We start from the raw sequence: 16,986 nt of genomic DNA on the forward strand, positions 1-16,986 counted from the left end.
TTACTTTCCGGGGCTGGGTTTTGAATTAGAGTTCTTCAGGGCTAGGTCATATAAAACTGTTACTCGCTTCACTCCATCGGTGAGGTGTTTGCAAGACAGTGTTGCGCCACCAATATTCTGAATATCTTGATTGAGCTTGATAGGGTCGTTTGCGGTCTTACCTACAAACTGTTTGCGCCATTGCGCTTCTGTTACTTCATAACCATAAGACTCAACGTATTCCAAAACTTCGATCCCAGCGATACTGCCATTTGGGTTAATTGCAACGGCATAAGTAATCATTTCATGTTTGCCAATAACTTCATCAACCACAAACCAGCCGCCATCGGCTGTCCTCCAGATTTTCTCGCCCTGAAAGAGGTAACGAATGCTGGATGCGATACGCATCTTTTCCTGAAGATCATCAGTAATGATGATGGGATTCTTTGATAGTGTTTTATTGGGGAAAAGAATTTTTTGAGCTTGCTCTGCAGAAACATAAATTTTTGCATGGGCCATGATCGGTACACTTATCATGGCCAAACCAAGGATTACAAGTGGGTTAGGTTTCCAGTTCATGAGATATTCAATAAAATCTTAAGCAGTGAGCAATTCATTCGCTTCATTACAAAGTGCTTGAATTTCTGGGTTGATGCCTTGGACATTGGAGAGTTTGTCAAACATCATTAGCGCTCTTTTCTTGGCTGTTTGACATTGGGTAGCTTGAAACTTCAGCAAATGAGCTAAAGCTGCAACTAATAGGTTCTGAATTTCCATAGTTTCTTTCGCTTAATTCAGTGGGAAACCAACTTTGACAATGAATTCATTTACTGAGTGGCTATCCCAGACGCGAGCATCTGAACATTCGGCCTCACCGCCACCCATGCAAGTCCCGCCTGCAAGTTGATAGCGCCAAGCGCCCGTAACCCACCAGTCTTTTGCTGCGTAATGCATATTGGGACCTACAAAAGTTGCTCTTTGAACTTGATTGCGTAAATTGAGCTCTGAATAATCATTATGAAAACGGGCCTCTACGCCGGCTGACCATTTAGGGGCAAAGCGATAGCTCGCTCCCACCAGGAAATCGAGCATCGATTCAGGAACGTTACCGTTTTCAATAAACTTTAAGCGCTCATTTGCGGCTACAACGTTGCCCGCCAAAATTAATCGATCATCAATAAAATTAGATTGCAGTAAAAGTCTCGCCTCGAGCTCGTCTTTATTTCTTCCCCATGTCGGTTCTAAATAAAGCCCTACACCCACAGGTGAGGTCACTGGATTAGTGATGCGATAAATCGCTTCTAGAGAGCCACCTTCAATACCACTTTTCTTATACGCTGTAGAGGGGTCATGCGAAGAAGGAACGCCGTAACCGCCGGTACAGGTTGGGGTATCTCCGCATGCTTCTGGATTGGTGTAATTTTGATTTGCATTGGTGTAGTAAGAGTTGATATAGCCAGCAACTTGCAAGTCGTTAGTTAAACCATATTCCAGTTCAGTCCTGGCAGTTAATGCATCGTAAGTTCCCGCTGCTTGCTGTTGATTGAGTTGTAGGCGCTGCTCAAACTCCAGCTTGCCCTTAGGCTGTAAATCTAAGGTGTAAATCCAGCCAAACACTCCCTCGCCTGCATGGGCTAAAGAAAAGTGAAGTGTGGCAACTAAGAAGAGGCTGAATGCAAGAAGTCTATTAATGGTCAATTTCATGGTCCCTTGAGGTTGGTGGTTATCAATCTAAATGAGAATGGTTCTCAATATAGCATTAGTTGAGAATGATTCTCAACTAATTAAAATAACCATGACCTAAAAAATGGCGGAATCTATAGGCTTATTCTTTTTTGCTTGTAAGATTTCCCCAAATGAACGCTGAGTCCTTGGAAAAATTGGTTTTAATGAAGATGCCTTTTGGTAAGCACGCAGGGCGTGCATTGGCTGATCTGCCGGGGAATTATTTGGCGTGGTTTGCCCGCGAAGGTTTTCCTAAAGGCGAGCTTGGTGAATTGCTAGAACTAATGCACACCCTGGACCACAATGGTTTGCGTGGACTGTTGGCACCAATCCAGCGGGCGCATGGCCTGCAAGCTAAATCTAAATTACTTTGAGCGAATAATCAGTGTGACGCGGTTACGCTCGTAAGTCACAGTTGCTGATTCTGGCGGACTGCTTTGAACTAGGCTTACCTTTAATTTAGCCTGCGATTCAATTTGCGAGGCAATCTGTTTTGCAAGCGTGTCATTGCGGTCATATTGAATCTGAATACTAGCTATATTGCCCGACTTGATATTGTTAATGACATCATTGAGCTTGCTTGGGGAGTAATCGTCAAAAAATATGGGATACCATCCGCCAACGAGAGTCTTTTGCCCCTTGATGTCATGGGTCTGCGCCGATGTATTGTTTGTATTGCTGCCTTCATCTACGGGTAAGTGAAAGTCAATCCCCGTCTTTTGTACCAACTCTTGATAGGAGATTGGCGGAGTCATAGTTGCTTCATCGGTGTTTTCAATCCAATATCCCCAAGCAGTATTTTTATTGGAGTCGTATACCAACTTATATAAGTGGCTGGGAATCGTTACATGACTTCTACCAATACTGCCGCGGTTTCCAATCGAACCCGTGAATACGTAAATGTCGCTAGCAGCTCTTTTGACATAAGCCCTCGTTGGCTCCTCTACATTTTTGGCCCAGATTCCCTGATTGTTTTGCCTTGCCTGCGGCATCATATTGGCCAATGAGAAAGATTGAGCCATTGAGCGTTCGTTACTCATGTCGCCTGCTGGGGCGTTATGACCCCTATCAAAGCCGCTTCCACGGTAATCTGAGAGTAGTGCCCGTTCGGAGAAGGGAAGTCTGGCTTCTTCGTAAAACTGGTTACTTCTGCGCGGGTGCGGGGCGGAAAGCTGCTCCCGATTAAGCTTCTCAATGGTATAGATTGGCTTTTTATCCTGAGGAGAGTAGTAGATGGCAAAGCTATCAAAGCAAAGGTCGCGCCCCACCTGCGGACTCGTCGGTATTTGCTGAGCTGGAAATAGATCCCTGCAGTCTTCAAAAGCCGCCAGTGCATTTAATGAGGCTGAAACTGCTACAAGGGCAAGAAGGTTACGGATGAATTTCATGGGCTCTTAGTGTATGACCTCCACCTCCCATGAACCTATATTTTTATCTTGGGCTAGCTCCACAGCCAATAAGAATCAGAACTCTTTTGATCATTTTTTATATATTCAAAGTGCATATTTTCTTGAAGACGGCCTTGTAAATACTGCTTTGCAATAACGCTGCCTTGCTACTACCCCTAGAAAATTACAGGTATGAAAGCACTAGATGTATGATTTTTTGGGTTAAATTTTTGGCCAAAAACACAAAAAAGTCCCATTTAAGCCAATTTTTTATAGAGTGAAATTAGTGCCCCCTAACTTATATAAGCTATTGATTTTATTGACTTATATATGTCTCTAGCGATCTGTATACGGGATCTCCCGGATTCCTAGATCAATAAGTTATTGATTTCCACTTCTTTATTCTTGACTTGATATAAGAAACTTCTTAGGATGACCCATGTTTTTTAGATATTGCAATGCAGCATAAAACGTTAGTCTAGTTTTTTGAGGTCTTGCAAACAATGAATGAGTAAATGTTTAGCTAACAATTTGAGTGATATGCAGAATGCACAGTCAAGCACTTTGACTGCTAAAGAGCTGCTAGCGCACGCCATGGCTCCGGTCTATCGGGTCATCAATGGCCTACTCGTTTTAACTGTGTTCATGGTGGTTGGGTTTTGGCTTTCAGGCAACGGCACTAATGCCGGCGCTTTTGACCTTGCTCGCATCCTTATTCCTGATGAAGCGCGTCACATGGTTTGGAGCAACGGCTTTGGCATGCTCAATCAATATAAAGAGTCCAATGAAGTATCAGCCACCCAGGCTGCCGATACTGAGATCGCCGCTGTGATCTATGGCAAGTCTAAGATTCCTGCTTCAATTGGTTTGACTAGTGCCAAGCAGCAGACCGTGGCTTTGTTAATGCCCTCTGTAGCGCAAATGCAGGTGAAATCCATTTCTCATCTGTCTGACCGCATCCCCACATCCAAGATGGACCCCCAGGCTTTAGATAGCAACTTAATGGGTTCGATTCAGAATCAACGTGCCGTAGCTGACTTCTTTGAGAAGAAATACAGTCTTGATCGTTCGAAGATTGAAGAGTATGTTTCAAACACGATTTTGATTGCAAAAGAGGTCAACATCGACCCAGTGCTTTTGTTGGCAGTAATCTCGGTGGAATCTAATTTCAACCCAAACACTAAGAGTCACGCCGGTGCTGAAGGTCTTATGCAAGTGATGACTTCAGTTCATAAAGATAAATATGCAATCTTTGGCGGAACTTCTGAGGCTGCTAAGCCTGAAGTCAATATCCGCGTTGGCGCCTATATCTTGAAATACCTCATTGCTACAGCTGGTTCATTGCGTAATGGTCTGAAGTACTACGTTGGCGCGGCGAATGCCGAGGATGATGGCGGCTACGCGGACAAAGTGATGGCCGAAAGAAATCGTCTGATTGGTTTATGTCAAAATCGTTCGACTAATCGCTTAACGCTGAACGGTAAGGATTTGCGCTCCTAAGTTCATGGACCATCAGTTGATTAAGGTATGCACAAAAGCCACCCTAGGGTGGCTTTTGTTTTGCTGTCAAATACGTAAGTCTTAGTTAACGCCGTGGAGCTCCACATCAAATACCAGTGTGGCATTTGGAGGAATAACGCCGCCCGCACCGCGAGGACCGTAGCCCATCTCAGAAGGAATGATGAGTGTTCGTTTGCCACCAATTTTCATGCCAGCTACGCCTTCATCCCAGCCTTTGATCACATGACCAGCACCCAAGGGGAAGCTAAAGAGTTGGCCACGATCTAGGGAGCTGTCAAACTTTTGACCTTTATGGTCAGCAGCCTTCTCGTCATAAAGCCAGCCGGTGTAATGCACATCCACATGATTGCCTGCGGCAGCTTCTTTGCCTTCGCCCACAACAGTATCGATTTTTTTGAGTTCACTCATGATGTTTTCCTATTTCACACAAATTGAATGGCTAGTATATTCTGAGCTCTGTAAATCTCTTCGGTAATGATGCTTTAGCTAAAACGTATGACTAATTATTGGCCAAATTCTGCATATAGCACCCTATCAATCGGTTCCGATGATCAGTTGTTGGTGACAGACGACTTTTTGCGTACTTATATGCAGAGGCCGGAGCTCAAGCTGGTTCCTGAATCCTGCGCTATCGAACGTTCGCTCCATCAACGTTTAACTGACAACCCTCGTACAGATGTTGTTGATGATGAAATCTCGACGATGGCTGATGAGGATATTCAGGAGAACTATCGCGTTTGGCTGCGCTACCGAAAGCGTTTATTGGCGGCAAGCTCCCTAGAGAACTTTTATATGAGTTTATTTAAAGGTGAGGGAGTGGACGTACCCCCTTTATTTATTGCTCAACTCGCCCAAATTTTTATTAGACATATCCTGGGTAACAATGCTCATCCACTAGAAGCCCGCATAGGCGAGCTCTTTTTTAGAACTCAGAAGATTACTGTTATCGAGGATGGTATCGTGATGGGTGCGGACGATGAGGTAGTTGCGCGCAATGCTCAAGCTAGTGATACGGGCAACATCATGGATTTGCTTAAAGGCAAGTCAATGACGATGCGTTCAGCTGATCTAGATGTGCTGCACGAAGACAATGCTGATACCTATTGGACTCGAAACGAAGATTTTGATTTAGCAGTTCAGCTCAATTTTGGGCATGAGCCTATTAATCATTTTTGTCGCGTCTTAGAGAAATGGATAAAACATTTTCTAGGAGTTAGTGCGCGCATTACCCCCATGCAGCAAATTACGGATCCTAAGTGGTCATGGCATGTTGGCCTAGATGCAGCCGCTACCGAAATACTCAATAAGCTTTACAACAAAGAGTTGGTTGAGGCAGATGAGTTGCAGAAGGTAATTTGTTTATTCCGCCTAGACTTTATTGATGAGGCTGCTGTAGCTCAAGCGCAGGCTGGCAAGCCGGTATATATGGCTATTGCCATGAACGACCAGCAGCAGCTGAAGTTAAAGCCACAAAACCTTTTGTTTAACTTGCCGCTAGCTAAAGCCTCTTAGGCCGTCACTTGCGATTTTCTCCGTTGCTGAGCCAGCCAGAAAATCGCAAGACCGCTTACTACAACAGGGATGAGTGATCCCCAATTGAGGATGCTCCAACCATGCGATGTGACTAGGGCGCCCGATCCAAAGGAAGTGAAGGCCATCGTTCCGAAGACAAAGAAATTAATGGCAGCCTGTGCCTTGTCTCGCTCATTGGGTTGATAGGCAGTCATCGCTAAAGAGGTGGCGCCAGTAAATAAAAAGTTCCAGCCAACGCCGAGCAAAAATAACGCGATAAAGAATTGATGGAGATTAGTTCCGGTAAGAGCGATTGCAATGCAGATGAAGTTCAGAAACACCCCAGTCCCCATCACTTTTAATACCCCAAATCGTTGGATGAGTGATCCTGTAAAAAATCCGGGAGCAAACATGCCAATCACATGCCACTCCAGAACTAAAGCGGTGTCCGAAAATGGTAGCCCACAGATTTGCATTGCCAAAGGTGTGGCGGCCATGAGTAGATTCATGACCCCATATCCCAATGCTGCTCCAATGATGGCAACCATAAAGACTGGCTGTTGGAGAATGACTTTCAGTGGGCGTCCATCAGTAAGGGCATGCTGAGTCTTTAGCTCTTGCGGAAACTGAATGAATTGCATCACGAAGATGCCGATGAACCCGGCAATGGATAGAGTGAGATAGGCCCCTAGAAAGGCAGTATCAAACAGATCTCGAGTCCAGGAGGCTAGATTGGGTCCAATAACTGCACCTAGAATGCCACCAGCTAACACCCAAGAAATCGCTTTATCGCGTTGGCTCTGGTCTGTCAGCTCTGCTGCGGCAAAGCGATAGAGCTGCCCATTGGCGCTGTAATAGCCTGCAATAAAGGTCCCCAGCACCAACAACCAAAAGTTTCTAGTAGTGGCGGCGTAAGCGCATAGAAGTGCTGAGAGCATTGCTACTAGCAAGCCCAGCTGGAAAGAAACTCTGCGCCCGAAGTAGTTTTGAGATTTGGCCACAATGGAGGTAGAAAAGGCGCCCCCGACAACATAGCCCATGACGGGTAGGGTGGCCATCCAGCTGGCTGGCGCAAGGCTGAGCCCCACAAGCCCATTGATGGCGATAAAAGTGACGTTATTGGTGAGGAATAGCCCCTGACAAATGATCAGCAGCACAAGATTTTTGTTGAGTAAAGGATGTTTGCTGGTCATGGCTTGCAGTGTACGGTGAATTTGAAGTCGAAGTTGTCTCGGTGGATTCCCTTAATTAGGTGCTTTAAGGTGCAAAACCAGCATTTTTGCCAAGCCCGATGATTTAAAATGGAAAACTCGCCTCATTGGCAAAAGATGCGCTAAAAGCGACTTGCAAAATGTGGATTTGAGGGCGACAGGGTAAAAACCTGACTCTGTAATTTTTTCAATATTGAGGAAACATTCATGGCTTCAGAGAAATCAAAGATTATTTATACGCTGACAGATGAGGCGCCACTTTTGGCTACTCGCGCATTTCTGCCAATTATTCGTACTTTTGCAGCTCCTGCTGGCGTGGAGATCGTGACGAGTGATATTTCAGTTGCCGCCCGCATCTTGGCTGAGTTTCCTGAGTGCTTGACCCCTGAACAGCAAGTTCCTAACAATTTGGCTGAGCTAGGCAAAATGACTTTATTGCCTGATACCAACATTATTAAGCTGCCAAATATTAGCGCCTCTATTCCTCAGTTACTCGCGGCCATTAAAGAGCTGCAATCCAAAGGCTACAAGATTCCTGATTTTCCTGAAGATCCAAAAACGGATGAAGAAAAATCCATTCGTACTCGCTATTCCAAATGCTTGGGAAGCTCAGTAAATCCTGTATTACGCGAAGGTAACTCTGACCGCCGCGCTCCTCCTGCTGTCAAACGTTACGCTCGTAAAAATCCACATTCGATGGGAGAGTGGAGTCAGGCGTCACGCACTCACGTTTCTCATATGCATGGCGGCGATTTCTATGCTGGCGAGAAGTCCATGACCTTGACTAAGGCTTGTGATGTGAAGATGGACTTGGTCACAAAGAGCGGTAAGACTATCGTCCTTAAACCAAAAGTCTCTTTATTAGCTGGCGAAATCATCGACAGCATGTACATGAGCAAAAAAGCGTTATGTGACTTCTATGAGAAAGAAATCGAAGATGCTTATAAGACCGGCATGATGCTGTCCTTGCACGTCAAGGCAACCATGATGAAGGTTTCTCACCCAATCGTATTTGGTCACGCCGTAAAGATTTTCTACAAAGATGCTTTTGCAAAGCATGCCAAGCTGTTTGAAGAGTTGGGCGTGAATGCTAATAACGGCATGAGCAGCCTCTACGAAAAGATTAAAACTTTGCCAGAATCTAAGCGCGAAGAAATCATTCAAGATTTGCATGCCTGCCACGAACATCGTCCAGCATTGGCGATGGTGGATTCTGCAAAAGGCATTACCAACCTTCATTCCCCAAGCGATGTGATCGTAGATGCTTCTATGCCTGCAATGATTCGCGCTGGTGGAAAAATGTGGGGTGCTGATGGTCGTTTACATGATACGAAGGCAGTGATTCCAGAAAGTACCTTTGCCCGCATCTATCAAGAAATGATTAATTTCTGTAAGACACATGGCAACTTTGATCCAACAACGATGGGTACGGTTCCTAACGTCGGATTGATGGCCCAACAGGCTGAAGAGTACGGCTCGCACGATAAGACTTTTGAAATTCCTGAGGCTGGTGTGGCGCGTATCGTTGCCGATGATGGCACCGTATTGCTTGAGCAAAATGTGGAAGAGGGTGATATCTGGCGTATGTGCCAGGTTAAAGATGCGCCAATTCGTGACTGGGTCAAGTTGGCTGTAAATCGCGCGCGTCTTTCTAATACTCCTGCAGTATTCTGGCTTGATGAGTACCGCCCACACGAAGCTGAATTGATCAAGAAGGTCAATACCTACCTTAAAGACTACGATCTGAAGGGTGTGGATATTCAAATCATGTCTCAGACTCGTGCAATGCGTTACACCTTAGAGCGCGTGATTCGTGGCAAGGACACGATTTCTGTGACTGGCAACATTTTGCGTGACTATCTCACTGACTTATTCCCAATTATGGAACTAGGTACTAGTGCAAAGATGTTGTCCATCGTGCCTTTAATGGCTGGCGGCGGCTTGTTTGAAACTGGCGCTGGTGGATCAGCTCCTAAGCACGTTCAACAATTGGTAGAAGAAAACCACTTGCGTTGGGATTCACTTGGTGAGTTCATGGCTTTGGCTGTATCTCTTGAGGATATCGGTGATAAGACAGGTAATAACAAGGTAAAGATCTTAGCCCGCACTTTGGATGAGGCGACTGGTAAGTTATTGGATAACAATAAGTCACCTTCACCACGTACTGGTGAGTTGGATAACCGCGGTAGCCAGTTCTACTTAGCAATGTACTGGGCTGAAGCATTGGCTGCTCAAACGGAAGATAAGGAACTGCAAGCGCACTTTGCTCCCTTGGCAAAATCTTTGATTGAGAATGAGCAAAAGATTGCAGCCGAACTCAAAACGGTTCAAGGTAAACCAGCAGATATTGGTGGTTACTTTATGCCTGATTCTGAGAAGTTTGAAGCGGTAATGCGTCCTAGCGCTACTTTGAATGCAGCTTTAAAGGCAGCAAATGCATAATAGGTATAAGCGATAAGTATTTAAATTTTAAAATAGCTTTAGTATTTAAAGGCAAACCTTCGGGTTTGCCTTTTTTATTTATCAATTCCATTTCTAAGTGATGCCTAAACCAAAAGACCTGGTTGAATTGAGTTATCTGAGCGAAGCTATCTCGGATATGTCTTTTCTTGACTTAATGCGCTTGCTCGAGTCGGCGCGCGCGTTTAATCAAAAAAATGGTGTTACCGGAATTCTCTTATACGATAACCAGCAGTTTGCTCAGGTGATTGAAGGTGAGCACACAAACATTATGAAGGTATGGAAGAGAATCCAGGATGATAAACGGCATCATCGTATTGAATTATTGGAGATTAAAGAAATTTCCGAAAGAAGCTATCCAGATTGGCTACTTCGCTTTGATGGCGGCGAGTCTTTAGTTAGAGACTACCCCGACTTGGCTCAAATGGTTGGCGGTATGGATAGAAATAGCCTCGCTTTGATGAACCAAATGCGGGCAAGTTAGTTTTAAGCAAGAAATTCCCATCGGTAGCAAAATAGGTTTATTACATTTATGGGAGCGCAACATGCGTTTTACTGATAAGACCATTCTTGCAGGTGATATCACCCCAAAAGACGTATTTGAAAACCGCCGAAATATTATTAAGACTGCGGCTGCAGGGGGCTTTGGAATGGCGCTGGCGCCTTGGTTCTCTAGGGAGGCGCTTGCTGCTAGCCCAGAAAAGTTGGCCGCTACACTGAATCCCGCCTATGCGAATAAGGATGATTTGACTGCTCTGAAGTACGTCACCAGCTATAACAACTTTTATGAGTTTGGTACTGATAAGGCTGATCCAGCAGCGTATGCCGACACCTTGCAGACAAGACCATGGACCATCTCAATTGAGGGCTTGGTCAAAAAGCCAATGACACTTGATATTGATGCGCTTCTGAAACTGGCTCCAATGGAAGAGCGAATTTATCGGATGCGCTGTGTTGAGGGTTGGTCTATGGTCATTCCTTGGGATGGTTACTCGCTCTCTAAGCTCATTAATAAAGTGGAGCCACTGGGATCTGCAAAGTATGTGGAATTTATTTCCTTAGCTGATCGCAAGCAAATGCCGGGAGTTAAGAGCAATATTATTGATTGGCCCTATCGTGAAGGCTTGCGTATGGATGAGGCCATGAATCCATTGACGCTGCTGACTTTTGGCTTGTATGGTGAAGTCTTGCCAAAACAAAATGGTGCACCAGTTCGCATAGTGGTGCCCTGGAAATACGGCTTCAAGAGCGCCAAGTCGATTGTCAAAATTCGTCTTACAGAAGAGATGCCTAAGACCAGCTGGAATCAGTTCGATGCACGTGAGTATGGCTTCTATTCCAATGTCAATCCTCAGGTAGATCACCCGCGTTGGAGTCAAGCGGTTGAGCGTCGCATTGGCGACCCCAAAGGCATGTTTGCGCCAAAAGTTAAAACTCAAATGTTTAATGGCTATGGTGAGCAAGTGGCTAGTATGTATACGGGCATGGATCTGAAGAAGTACTATTAGTAATGAGCAAAATTTACTCATTACTTTTTAGTACCTGCATTTTGTTGTTTCACTTTTCTGCTTACGGGCAGGGAAGTGATGCACCGGTAAAGACGATTCCCTCTCTAGATGTACCGCGTTATTTGGGTGCTTGGTATGAGATTGCTAAATATCCTAATTGGTTTCAGAAGAAGTGCGCTAGCAATACCAAGGCAGTCTATTCGGCTAGGGCTGATGGCACGCTAAAAGTGCTTAATAGCTGCAAGACGGCTGAGGGCGATGTATCAGAGGCCGAGGGTACTGCAAGGCAGATTGGATCAAAAGACTCTCCCAAGCTTGAAGTGCGATTCGCACCCGCGTGGCTGGCCTTTATCCCTTTGGTATGGGGCGATTATTGGGTGATTGATCTAGATGCTCAGTATCAAGTGGCTGTCGTGAGTGATCCTCGCCGTGAATATCTTTGGATTCTGTCTAGAACGCCACAGTTAGACAAAAAAGTCTATGAAGACACCTTGATGCGCATTCAGGCACAGCAGTTTGATGTGCATAAGTTAGAGCTAACTACTCAAGTAACTGTAAAGTAAGTACAAAGCAACTCAGTTATGACTACGCATTTGCTGCCTCCTGGAATTGAAGTCTTTGAAAGAGGCTGGCTCTCAGCAAATAATATTTTTCACTTTGGTGAACATGACGTCTCCTTAGTGGACTCGGGATATTGTGCTCATCAAAATTTGACTATTGGTTTAGTTCAGAATGCTTTGCAAAAGCATCGCCTACTGAAATTAAATAAGATGGTCAATACCCATCTGCATTCAGATCACTGTGGCGGCAATGCTGCCTTGGTAGACGCTTTTCATTGTGAGGTATACATTCCGACTGCTGAAGCGATAGCAGTTAAAAACTGGGATAGCACTCTATTAAGCTACGACAACTTGGGTCAAGAGTGCCCACAGTTTCAGTATCAGGATGTATTAGTTCCGGGCGAGGAAATATTGTTAGGAAGATATCTTTGGAAGATATTGGCGGCACCAGGGCACGATCCACACTCTGTCATGCTGTATCAGGCGGATCATCACATCTTGATTTCAGCAGATGCCTTATGGGAAGAGGGCTTTGGGGTGATTTTCCCTGAGCTCTGGGGAGAAACAGGTTTTGAGGAGGTAGCGCAAACCTTGGATCTAATAGAGACCTTGCCAGTCAATTTGGTGATTCCTGGGCATGGTACACCTTTTGTGGATGTCTCTAAATCTCTTGCCACCGCAAGATCAAGATTAGACTACTTGGCCTCTGATCCAGATCGTAATGCCCGCCACGGCGCTAAAGTGTTGCTGAAATATCGTCTCTTAGAGTGGCGCAGTCGTGATCTTACGCAAGTGAATGAATGGATTTCAAATACACCAGCGTTAATGAGCGCAGCAAAACTGCTCAATATGAGCATAGATGAATTTACGCAGTGGCTACCTAAGGCTTTGGTCAAATCTGGCGCCGCAAAAATAGAGAATGAGACCTTAGTGGACCTTGGTTGATCTTAACTAATCTTTTTTATCACCCGCTTTAAAAGCTCAGTGAAATTTTTCCGTACACGGTCCAGTTGTAGAGTTGATACGTTTGCACAACTTGTTTAGCACCACCAACGGCGATTAGAAGATTTTTATTAATACGTTGAGTCACCATTGCGTCGATTGGTACAAACCAGCCGCCACCTGCTGAGTTATATACAGCACCATTTTCATCCCAGAAGCGAAGCTGGGTGCTAGGGCCGAGGTTTAGACCTACCGTTGGATAAAGCTCAAGATGATTATCAACTGGCGGCAAACTAGCGCTGGTAAGAGCCTTTCGATTAAAACCCATCATGTATCTGGCTAGGGGCGAAATATCCGAAAGAATATTTTGACCACCACCTGCGGGTTTAAAGGAGGTGCTTACCTGAGGCCCTGCTAGCCATTGACCTGTGTTGCCGAGCGGGGCTAATATCCTGGCCCCCACATTTGCAAACCAATCAGCTTGACCACCCCAAATTGTGAGCATTGCATTATTGGGTGAATAGGTGCCGGTGGATTGTGCGGCAAGCGTTGGTCCATAGACGGCGGTATATGCTGTATCCAACCTCATAGTGCCATGCCAGCTACCAAGATTTAAGGGGTTGTAATAACGTAATTTAAGCGTGTCAGCATAATTTTCAGAGCCCTGGGCGGCATGGTAGCCCCAGAACTCCAGTATGTGATCTTGAGATCTTTCTTGGGATGAATTAATGAGCCCTAAAATAGGCGTGGAAGAGGATTGCTCCGTGGCGCACACTATAGCGGTAGGAATGCATAGCAAGAAGAAGGTGAGCGCACGCAGGAATACCATATAGGCATTAATATTAAATTACAAAACACAATTTACTAAAGATTTGAAGAGGAAGTATGGAACATACCGTATTAGTTACTGGTGCCACTGCTGGATTTGGGGAGGCAACTGCCCGACGTTTTTTAGCCCATGGCCACAAGGTAGTCGCAGTTGGCAGAAGAACAGATCGTTTAGAGGCCCTCAAGAGCTCCTTGCCTGCTGATCAACAGAAAAACCTCTTAACCTTGGTTCTGGATGTTTGTGATAGTGCTCATGTAGATACTTTGGCAAGTACTTTGCCAGTAGAGTTTTCTGAGGTGACTGTTTTGGTTAATAACGCAGGCCTTGCTTTGGGTCTAGAGCCAGCTTACCAGGCAAAGGTTTCCGATTGGGATCAGATGATTGACACCAATATCAAAGGCTTAGTGCACATGACAAGAGCCTTTTTACCTGGAATGGTGGAGCGTAAATGTGGTCACGTCATCAATGTAGGGTCGGTAGCGGGCTTGTATCCCTATCCCGGCAGTAATGTGTACGGATCTACCAAAGCATTTGTTAAGCAATTTAGTTTAAATTTGCGTGCTGACTTGTTAGGAACTCCCTTGCGCGTTACTTGTGTTGAGCCAGGCTTAAGTTCGGGCACTGAATATTCAAATGTTCGCTTTAAGGGTGATGATGAGAAAGCAGAAAAGGTCTACGAGGGCGTACACGCTTTAAGTGCGGATGATATTGCGGAAGCAATTTATTGGACTGCTACCTTACCTGCACACATGAATATCAATGCCCTAGAAGTGATGCCGGTTCAGCAATCATTTGCGGGCACAACTTTGCATCGAGGCGCTTTGTAAGATTTAAGGTTTCCAGCGATAAAATTTGGGATACACGCGCATCACTACAGGACCATCAAAGTCCCAGGATTTACAGGTGCCCAAGTACAGTGGCGGCTTATCGCCATTCGGATCAAAGAATGCTCCTGGAATGGATTGATAAGCTGCAGTAGCAAGGTTGAAGAGAAGTTCGCGCAAATGCGTGCAGCCTTTAATTCCACCAAGGTGGTTATCAATCGTTTTTCGCCAGCCCTTACCTAGCCGCTCTCCAATGAGGGAATCCATCGGCGGAATAGCTGCTGTGCATTCTGCATGGGGTTGCCCATCCATGACTGCTTCAATCCCTTTGATGACAAACTCTTTATCAAGCGTGACTCGTACCCACATATCATGAAAGGCTTCGCCCGGCTGCCAGGTTTTTGCACTTGTTTGAAAAGGGTTTGTCTTGAAATCTTTGAGATGACCCTCGATATCCCATAAACCATCTTCCCTTGCATAACCCTGAAAAGTAATTTCTCGGGTATGTAATAGGGAGCGTGGTTTTGGGGTGGATAGCATGGTGATGGGACTATTTAATTGAGGGTTATCTAATGATAATGAATTGCAGCATATGAATACTCAACTCAATGGGGGCCTGCTCTGTAGTATGCTCTGCAGCATATGGCAAAACCTATTTCCCTAGAAAAAATTCTTTTTAGCCAAGGCTTTGGTACCCGTCGCTATTGCAGTGATTTGGTGTATGCCGACCTAGTTAAAGTGAACGGCGCGTTGGCTGATGACCCGGAAGAAAGAATTGCCACCGACAATCTGATGCTGAACGTAGAGGGTAAAGACTGGGAGTATCACGAGAAAGCTTATCTTGCTTTTAATAAGCCAGCGAATTACGAGTGCTCGCATAAAACGACACACCATCCCAGTGTTTATAGCTTGCTACCTAGTCCTTTTGTTGAGCGGGGACTCCAATGCGTTGGGCGCCTGGATTATGACACCACCGGATTGCTCTTGATCTCGGATGATGGTCAGTTTATTCATAAGATGACGACCCCAAAGAAAAATATTGGTAAGGTCTATGAAATCACAACACCAGAGCCGATTACGCAAAAACAAATCGATCATTTGATAAGTGGCGTTGTGCTTGATGATGATCCAAAACCGTGCTTTGCTACAGCATGTGAGCAAATTTCTGATCATGCGTTAGCGATGACGATTGTTGAGGGGCGCTACCATCAGGTAAAGCGTATGATGGCAGCTGTTGGAAATCATGTCGCCAAATTGCACCGTACTGAAATTGGGGCATACCGAATGCCTACAGATTTGGCAGAAGGTGAATGGCGCTGGCTCTATCCAGAAGACTTAAAGCAGCTCTCGCAAAGTGTTGTTGTTTAAAGGAGATTCTGTGTTGGTTGATGGCATCGATTTGAAAAAAGAAATTCCGTTGTGGTCTTTGCAGGCCTGTGGCAAAAAGATATCGAGGGGGTTTACTTTTGTAGACTTCAAAAAAGCTTTTGAATTTATGACGCTCTGTGCGCAGTATGCGGAAGAAATTGACCATCATCCAGATTGGTCAAATACTTGGAATAAAGTGACTGTGGAATTGAGTACGCACTCAGTCGGCGCTTTAACTAAACTAGATATTCAGTTGGCAAAGGCAATGGATGCCTTTGCTTCCCAAGTAAATCAACACTAATTAGTGTTCGTCGCCTTCGTGCTCTTCCTCATTCATGCTCATGAGGATGGTAGCTAGCAAGCCATAGACTACTTCGGTGGAGATCATGCCATCTTCATCTAGTTCATCAATTAAGTCGTTCAGACGGTCTTCGGTTGGCTCGTTGAGCAAGGTCATTGCACACTCGCACCCATAGTCAAAATCTTCGTCATTCTGGGTTTGGTTCTCTTCAGTCATATTTATCCTTAATTGAGCTTTCAGGATAGCAAATTACAGCCTAATTCGATAGGGTTTTGCCCTAGACCGAGACATTTATGTGCGAGCGCAAAAAGTTCAGAATGATTTATAGTCTTTTGAAAACAAAACCATAGGAGATAACATGCAATTAGACATTAATGGTCAGGTGCAGAGTATTGATGTAGAGCCAAATATGCCCTTATTGTGGGCTATTCGGGAAGTGGTAGGACTCACTGGTACGAAGTATGGCTGTGGAGTTGCGCAATGCGGAGCCTGTACCGTCTACCTCAATGGTGAGCCAGTACGTTCTTGTTCAATTCCAGTATCTGCCGTTGGTAAAGCCAAAATTACCACCATTGAAGCACTCTCTAAAAACAATACGCATCCAGTACAGCAAGCATGGGTTGCACTCGATGTGCCTCAGTGCGGTTATTGCCAATCAGGCCAAATCATGGCAGCAGCCGCTCTTTTAAAGAGGAATCCAAAGCCTACGGATACAGACATCGATAATGCAATGGGTAATTTATGTCGTTGTGGAACGTACCAAAAAATTCGGGATGGAATTTATGTTGCCTCCGGTCAAAAGAAGTTGGCGGATGTTTTAGCGCAGTACAACGCCACTCTTGCGACACGTGGTTAAGG

Annotated in this window: 21 protein-coding genes; 12 read left to right on the forward strand and 9 right to left on the reverse strand. The window is 45.1% G+C overall.

Translation table 11 applies throughout. From position 1 onward, the window contains the following. The 3 genes from ICN44_RS10705 to ICN44_RS10715 form a co-directional block, all read right to left on the reverse strand. Nucleotides 1-498 (reverse strand): FMN-binding protein, encoded by a 498-nt coding sequence (locus ICN44_RS10705; protein WP_255537601.1) that lies wholly within the window; start codon nt 496-498, stop codon nt 1-3. A 78-nt stretch (nt 499-576) separates the two neighbouring features. After that, nucleotides 577-756, reverse strand: coding sequence for a hypothetical protein (locus tag ICN44_RS10710; protein ID WP_215321555.1), 180 nt, complete (start codon nt 754-756; stop codon nt 577-579). 12 nt (nt 757-768) lie between these two features. Next, nucleotides 769-1,683, reverse strand: a complete 915-nt coding sequence (locus tag ICN44_RS10715; RefSeq protein WP_216190900.1) for a DUF6662 family protein — start codon at nt 1,681-1,683, stop codon at nt 769-771. A gap of 152 nt (nt 1,684-1,835) precedes the next feature. Here ICN44_RS10715 and ICN44_RS10720 point away from each other — a divergent pair, with 152 nt between their 5' ends. Beyond that, entirely contained in the window at nt 1,836-2,078 is a 243-nt protein-coding gene (locus ICN44_RS10720) for a DUF3820 family protein (protein WP_215359302.1), read from the forward strand. On the opposite strand, the gene ICN44_RS10725 is transcribed toward ICN44_RS10720, so the two are convergent. Beyond that, nucleotides 2,070-3,092 (reverse strand): DNA/RNA non-specific endonuclease, encoded by a 1,023-nt coding sequence (locus ICN44_RS10725; protein WP_216263948.1) that lies wholly within the window; start codon nt 3,090-3,092, stop codon nt 2,070-2,072. The two genes, ICN44_RS10720 and ICN44_RS10725, sit on opposite strands and share 9 nt — an antisense overlap. Before the next feature lie 507 nt (nt 3,093-3,599). On the opposite strand from ICN44_RS10725, the gene ICN44_RS10730 reads away from it, so the two are divergent. Next, nucleotides 3,600-4,592, forward strand: coding sequence for a transglycosylase SLT domain-containing protein (locus tag ICN44_RS10730; protein ID WP_216263949.1), 993 nt, complete (start codon nt 3,600-3,602; stop codon nt 4,590-4,592). An 81-nt stretch (nt 4,593-4,673) separates the two neighbouring features. Here the strand turns inward: ICN44_RS10730 and ICN44_RS10735 are convergent, their stop codons facing one another. Further along, a complete protein-coding gene (locus ICN44_RS10735) occupies nt 4,674-5,021 on the reverse strand; it encodes an FKBP-type peptidyl-prolyl cis-trans isomerase (RefSeq protein ID WP_072583173.1) in 348 nt (115 codons plus the stop codon). Nucleotides 5,022-5,108: 87 nt separating this feature from the next. Here ICN44_RS10735 and ICN44_RS10740 point away from each other — a divergent pair, with 87 nt between their 5' ends. After that, nucleotides 5,109-6,125 carry a DUF6352 family protein gene (locus ICN44_RS10740; RefSeq protein ID WP_216263950.1) on the forward strand — a complete coding sequence of 339 codons (1,017 nt, stop codon included), beginning with the start codon at nt 5,109-5,111 and terminating at the stop codon, nt 6,123-6,125. Here the strand turns inward: ICN44_RS10740 and ICN44_RS10745 are convergent. After that, nucleotides 6,122-7,318, reverse strand: coding sequence for an MFS transporter (locus tag ICN44_RS10745; RefSeq protein WP_216263951.1), 1,197 nt, complete (start codon nt 7,316-7,318; stop codon nt 6,122-6,124). The genes ICN44_RS10740 and ICN44_RS10745 overlap by 4 nt on opposite strands. A gap of 225 nt (nt 7,319-7,543) precedes the next feature. On the opposite strand from ICN44_RS10745, the gene ICN44_RS10750 reads away from it, so the two are divergent. The 5 genes from ICN44_RS10750 (at nt 7,544) to ICN44_RS10770 (ending at nt 12,809) form a co-directional block, all read left to right on the forward strand. Beyond that, nucleotides 7,544-9,778, forward strand: coding sequence for an NADP-dependent isocitrate dehydrogenase (locus ICN44_RS10750; protein ID WP_216263952.1), 2,235 nt, complete (start codon nt 7,544-7,546; stop codon nt 9,776-9,778). Nucleotides 9,779-9,878: 100 nt separating this feature from the next. Further along, nucleotides 9,879-10,280, forward strand: coding sequence for a BLUF domain-containing protein (locus ICN44_RS10755; protein WP_216263953.1), 402 nt, complete (start codon nt 9,879-9,881; stop codon nt 10,278-10,280). Nucleotides 10,281-10,341: 61 nt separating this feature from the next. Next, nucleotides 10,342-11,304: a protein-methionine-sulfoxide reductase catalytic subunit MsrP gene (gene msrP, locus ICN44_RS10760; RefSeq protein WP_216263954.1), complete on the forward strand. Its 963-nt coding sequence runs from the start codon at nt 10,342-10,344 to the stop codon at nt 11,302-11,304. 2 nt (nt 11,305-11,306) lie between these two features. Next, the gene (locus ICN44_RS10765; protein ID WP_216263955.1) at nt 11,307-11,867 is read left to right on the forward strand and encodes a lipocalin family protein; all 561 of its coding nucleotides are present in this window, start codon (nt 11,307-11,309) and stop codon (nt 11,865-11,867) included. Nucleotides 11,868-11,885: 18 nt separating this feature from the next. Continuing rightward, nucleotides 11,886-12,809, forward strand: coding sequence for an MBL fold metallo-hydrolase (locus tag ICN44_RS10770; protein ID WP_216263956.1), 924 nt, complete (start codon nt 11,886-11,888; stop codon nt 12,807-12,809). Nucleotides 12,810-12,837: 28 nt separating this feature from the next. On the opposite strand, the gene ICN44_RS10775 is transcribed toward ICN44_RS10770, so the two are convergent. Continuing rightward, on the reverse strand, nt 12,838-13,635 hold the full coding sequence (locus ICN44_RS10775; RefSeq protein WP_255537602.1) for a hypothetical protein: 798 nt from the start codon (nt 13,633-13,635) through the stop codon (nt 12,838-12,840). A gap of 56 nt (nt 13,636-13,691) precedes the next feature. On the opposite strand from ICN44_RS10775, the gene ICN44_RS10780 reads away from it, so the two are divergent. Next, nucleotides 13,692-14,462 carry an SDR family NAD(P)-dependent oxidoreductase gene (locus ICN44_RS10780; RefSeq protein WP_216263957.1) on the forward strand — a complete coding sequence of 257 codons (771 nt, stop codon included), beginning with the start codon at nt 13,692-13,694 and terminating at the stop codon, nt 14,460-14,462. Nucleotides 14,463-14,465: 3 nt separating this feature from the next. On the opposite strand, the gene ICN44_RS10785 is transcribed toward ICN44_RS10780, so the two are convergent. Further along, on the reverse strand, nt 14,466-14,999 hold the full coding sequence (locus tag ICN44_RS10785) for a DUF2889 domain-containing protein (RefSeq protein WP_216263958.1): 534 nt from the start codon (nt 14,997-14,999) through the stop codon (nt 14,466-14,468). A 102-nt stretch (nt 15,000-15,101) separates the two neighbouring features. Between ICN44_RS10785 and ICN44_RS10790 the strand changes: the two genes are divergently transcribed. Together ICN44_RS10790 and ICN44_RS10795 are read left to right on the forward strand one after the other, a co-directional pair. Beyond that, nucleotides 15,102-15,827: a pseudouridine synthase gene (locus ICN44_RS10790; protein WP_216263959.1), complete on the forward strand. Its 726-nt coding sequence runs from the start codon at nt 15,102-15,104 to the stop codon at nt 15,825-15,827. Nucleotides 15,828-15,837: 10 nt separating this feature from the next. Beyond that, on the forward strand, nt 15,838-16,128 hold the full coding sequence (locus ICN44_RS10795) for a 4a-hydroxytetrahydrobiopterin dehydratase (RefSeq protein WP_216233746.1): 291 nt from the start codon (nt 15,838-15,840) through the stop codon (nt 16,126-16,128). Here the strand turns inward: ICN44_RS10795 and ICN44_RS10800 are convergent, their stop codons facing one another. After that, a complete protein-coding gene (locus ICN44_RS10800) occupies nt 16,129-16,344 on the reverse strand; it encodes a hypothetical protein (RefSeq protein WP_068322043.1) in 216 nt (71 codons plus the stop codon). It lies immediately after the preceding gene. 142 nt (nt 16,345-16,486) lie between these two features. Here ICN44_RS10800 and ICN44_RS10805 point away from each other — a divergent pair, with 142 nt between their 5' ends. Continuing rightward, nucleotides 16,487-16,984 carry a (2Fe-2S)-binding protein gene (locus ICN44_RS10805; RefSeq protein WP_216263960.1) on the forward strand — a complete coding sequence of 166 codons (498 nt, stop codon included), beginning with the start codon at nt 16,487-16,489 and terminating at the stop codon, nt 16,982-16,984. The last annotated feature ends 2 nt before the right edge of the window (nt 16,985-16,986 follow it).

Source organism: Polynucleobacter sp. JS-Fieb-80-E5 (genome assembly GCF_018882015.1).
GTDB lineage: Bacteria > Pseudomonadota > Gammaproteobacteria > Burkholderiales > Burkholderiaceae > Polynucleobacter.

What these genes read in the sequence shown, in the direction of transcription:
- ICN44_RS10755 (WP_216263953.1), top strand. Translation starts at nt 9,879, where the DNA reads ATGCCTAAACCAAAAGACCTGGTTGAATTGAGTTATCTGAGCGAAGCT.
- ICN44_RS10800 (WP_068322043.1), bottom strand. Translation starts at nt 16,344, where the DNA reads ATGACTGAAGAGAACCAAACCCAGAATGACGAAGATTTTGACTATGGG.
- ICN44_RS10785 (WP_216263958.1), bottom strand. Translation starts at nt 14,999, where the DNA reads ATGCTATCCACCCCAAAACCACGCTCCCTATTACATACCCGAGAAATT.
- ICN44_RS10745 (WP_216263951.1), bottom strand. Translation starts at nt 7,318, where the DNA reads ATGACCAGCAAACATCCTTTACTCAACAAAAATCTTGTGCTGCTGATC.
- ICN44_RS10730 (WP_216263949.1), top strand. Translation starts at nt 3,600, where the DNA reads ATGAGTAAATGTTTAGCTAACAATTTGAGTGATATGCAGAATGCACAG.
- ICN44_RS10740 (WP_216263950.1), top strand. Translation starts at nt 5,109, where the DNA reads ATGACTAATTATTGGCCAAATTCTGCATATAGCACCCTATCAATCGGT.
- msrP (WP_216263954.1), top strand. Translation starts at nt 10,342, where the DNA reads ATGCGTTTTACTGATAAGACCATTCTTGCAGGTGATATCACCCCAAAA.
- ICN44_RS10710 (WP_215321555.1), bottom strand. Translation starts at nt 756, where the DNA reads ATGGAAATTCAGAACCTATTAGTTGCAGCTTTAGCTCATTTGCTGAAG.
- ICN44_RS10790 (WP_216263959.1), top strand. Translation starts at nt 15,102, where the DNA reads ATGGCAAAACCTATTTCCCTAGAAAAAATTCTTTTTAGCCAAGGCTTT.
- ICN44_RS10725 (WP_216263948.1), bottom strand. Translation starts at nt 3,092, where the DNA reads ATGAAATTCATCCGTAACCTTCTTGCCCTTGTAGCAGTTTCAGCCTCA.
- ICN44_RS10735 (WP_072583173.1), bottom strand. Translation starts at nt 5,021, where the DNA reads ATGAGTGAACTCAAAAAAATCGATACTGTTGTGGGCGAAGGCAAAGAA.
- ICN44_RS10805 (WP_216263960.1), top strand. Translation starts at nt 16,487, where the DNA reads ATGCAATTAGACATTAATGGTCAGGTGCAGAGTATTGATGTAGAGCCA.
- ICN44_RS10715 (WP_216190900.1), bottom strand. Translation starts at nt 1,683, where the DNA reads ATGAAATTGACCATTAATAGACTTCTTGCATTCAGCCTCTTCTTAGTT.
- ICN44_RS10720 (WP_215359302.1), top strand. Translation starts at nt 1,836, where the DNA reads ATGAACGCTGAGTCCTTGGAAAAATTGGTTTTAATGAAGATGCCTTTT.
- ICN44_RS10750 (WP_216263952.1), top strand. Translation starts at nt 7,544, where the DNA reads ATGGCTTCAGAGAAATCAAAGATTATTTATACGCTGACAGATGAGGCG.
- ICN44_RS10780 (WP_216263957.1), top strand. Translation starts at nt 13,692, where the DNA reads ATGGAACATACCGTATTAGTTACTGGTGCCACTGCTGGATTTGGGGAG.
- ICN44_RS10775 (WP_255537602.1), bottom strand. Translation starts at nt 13,635, where the DNA reads ATGGTATTCCTGCGTGCGCTCACCTTCTTCTTGCTATGCATTCCTACC.
- ICN44_RS10765 (WP_216263955.1), top strand. Translation starts at nt 11,307, where the DNA reads ATGAGCAAAATTTACTCATTACTTTTTAGTACCTGCATTTTGTTGTTT.
- ICN44_RS10770 (WP_216263956.1), top strand. Translation starts at nt 11,886, where the DNA reads ATGACTACGCATTTGCTGCCTCCTGGAATTGAAGTCTTTGAAAGAGGC.
- ICN44_RS10705 (WP_255537601.1), bottom strand. Translation starts at nt 498, where the DNA reads ATGGCCCATGCAAAAATTTATGTTTCTGCAGAGCAAGCTCAAAAAATT.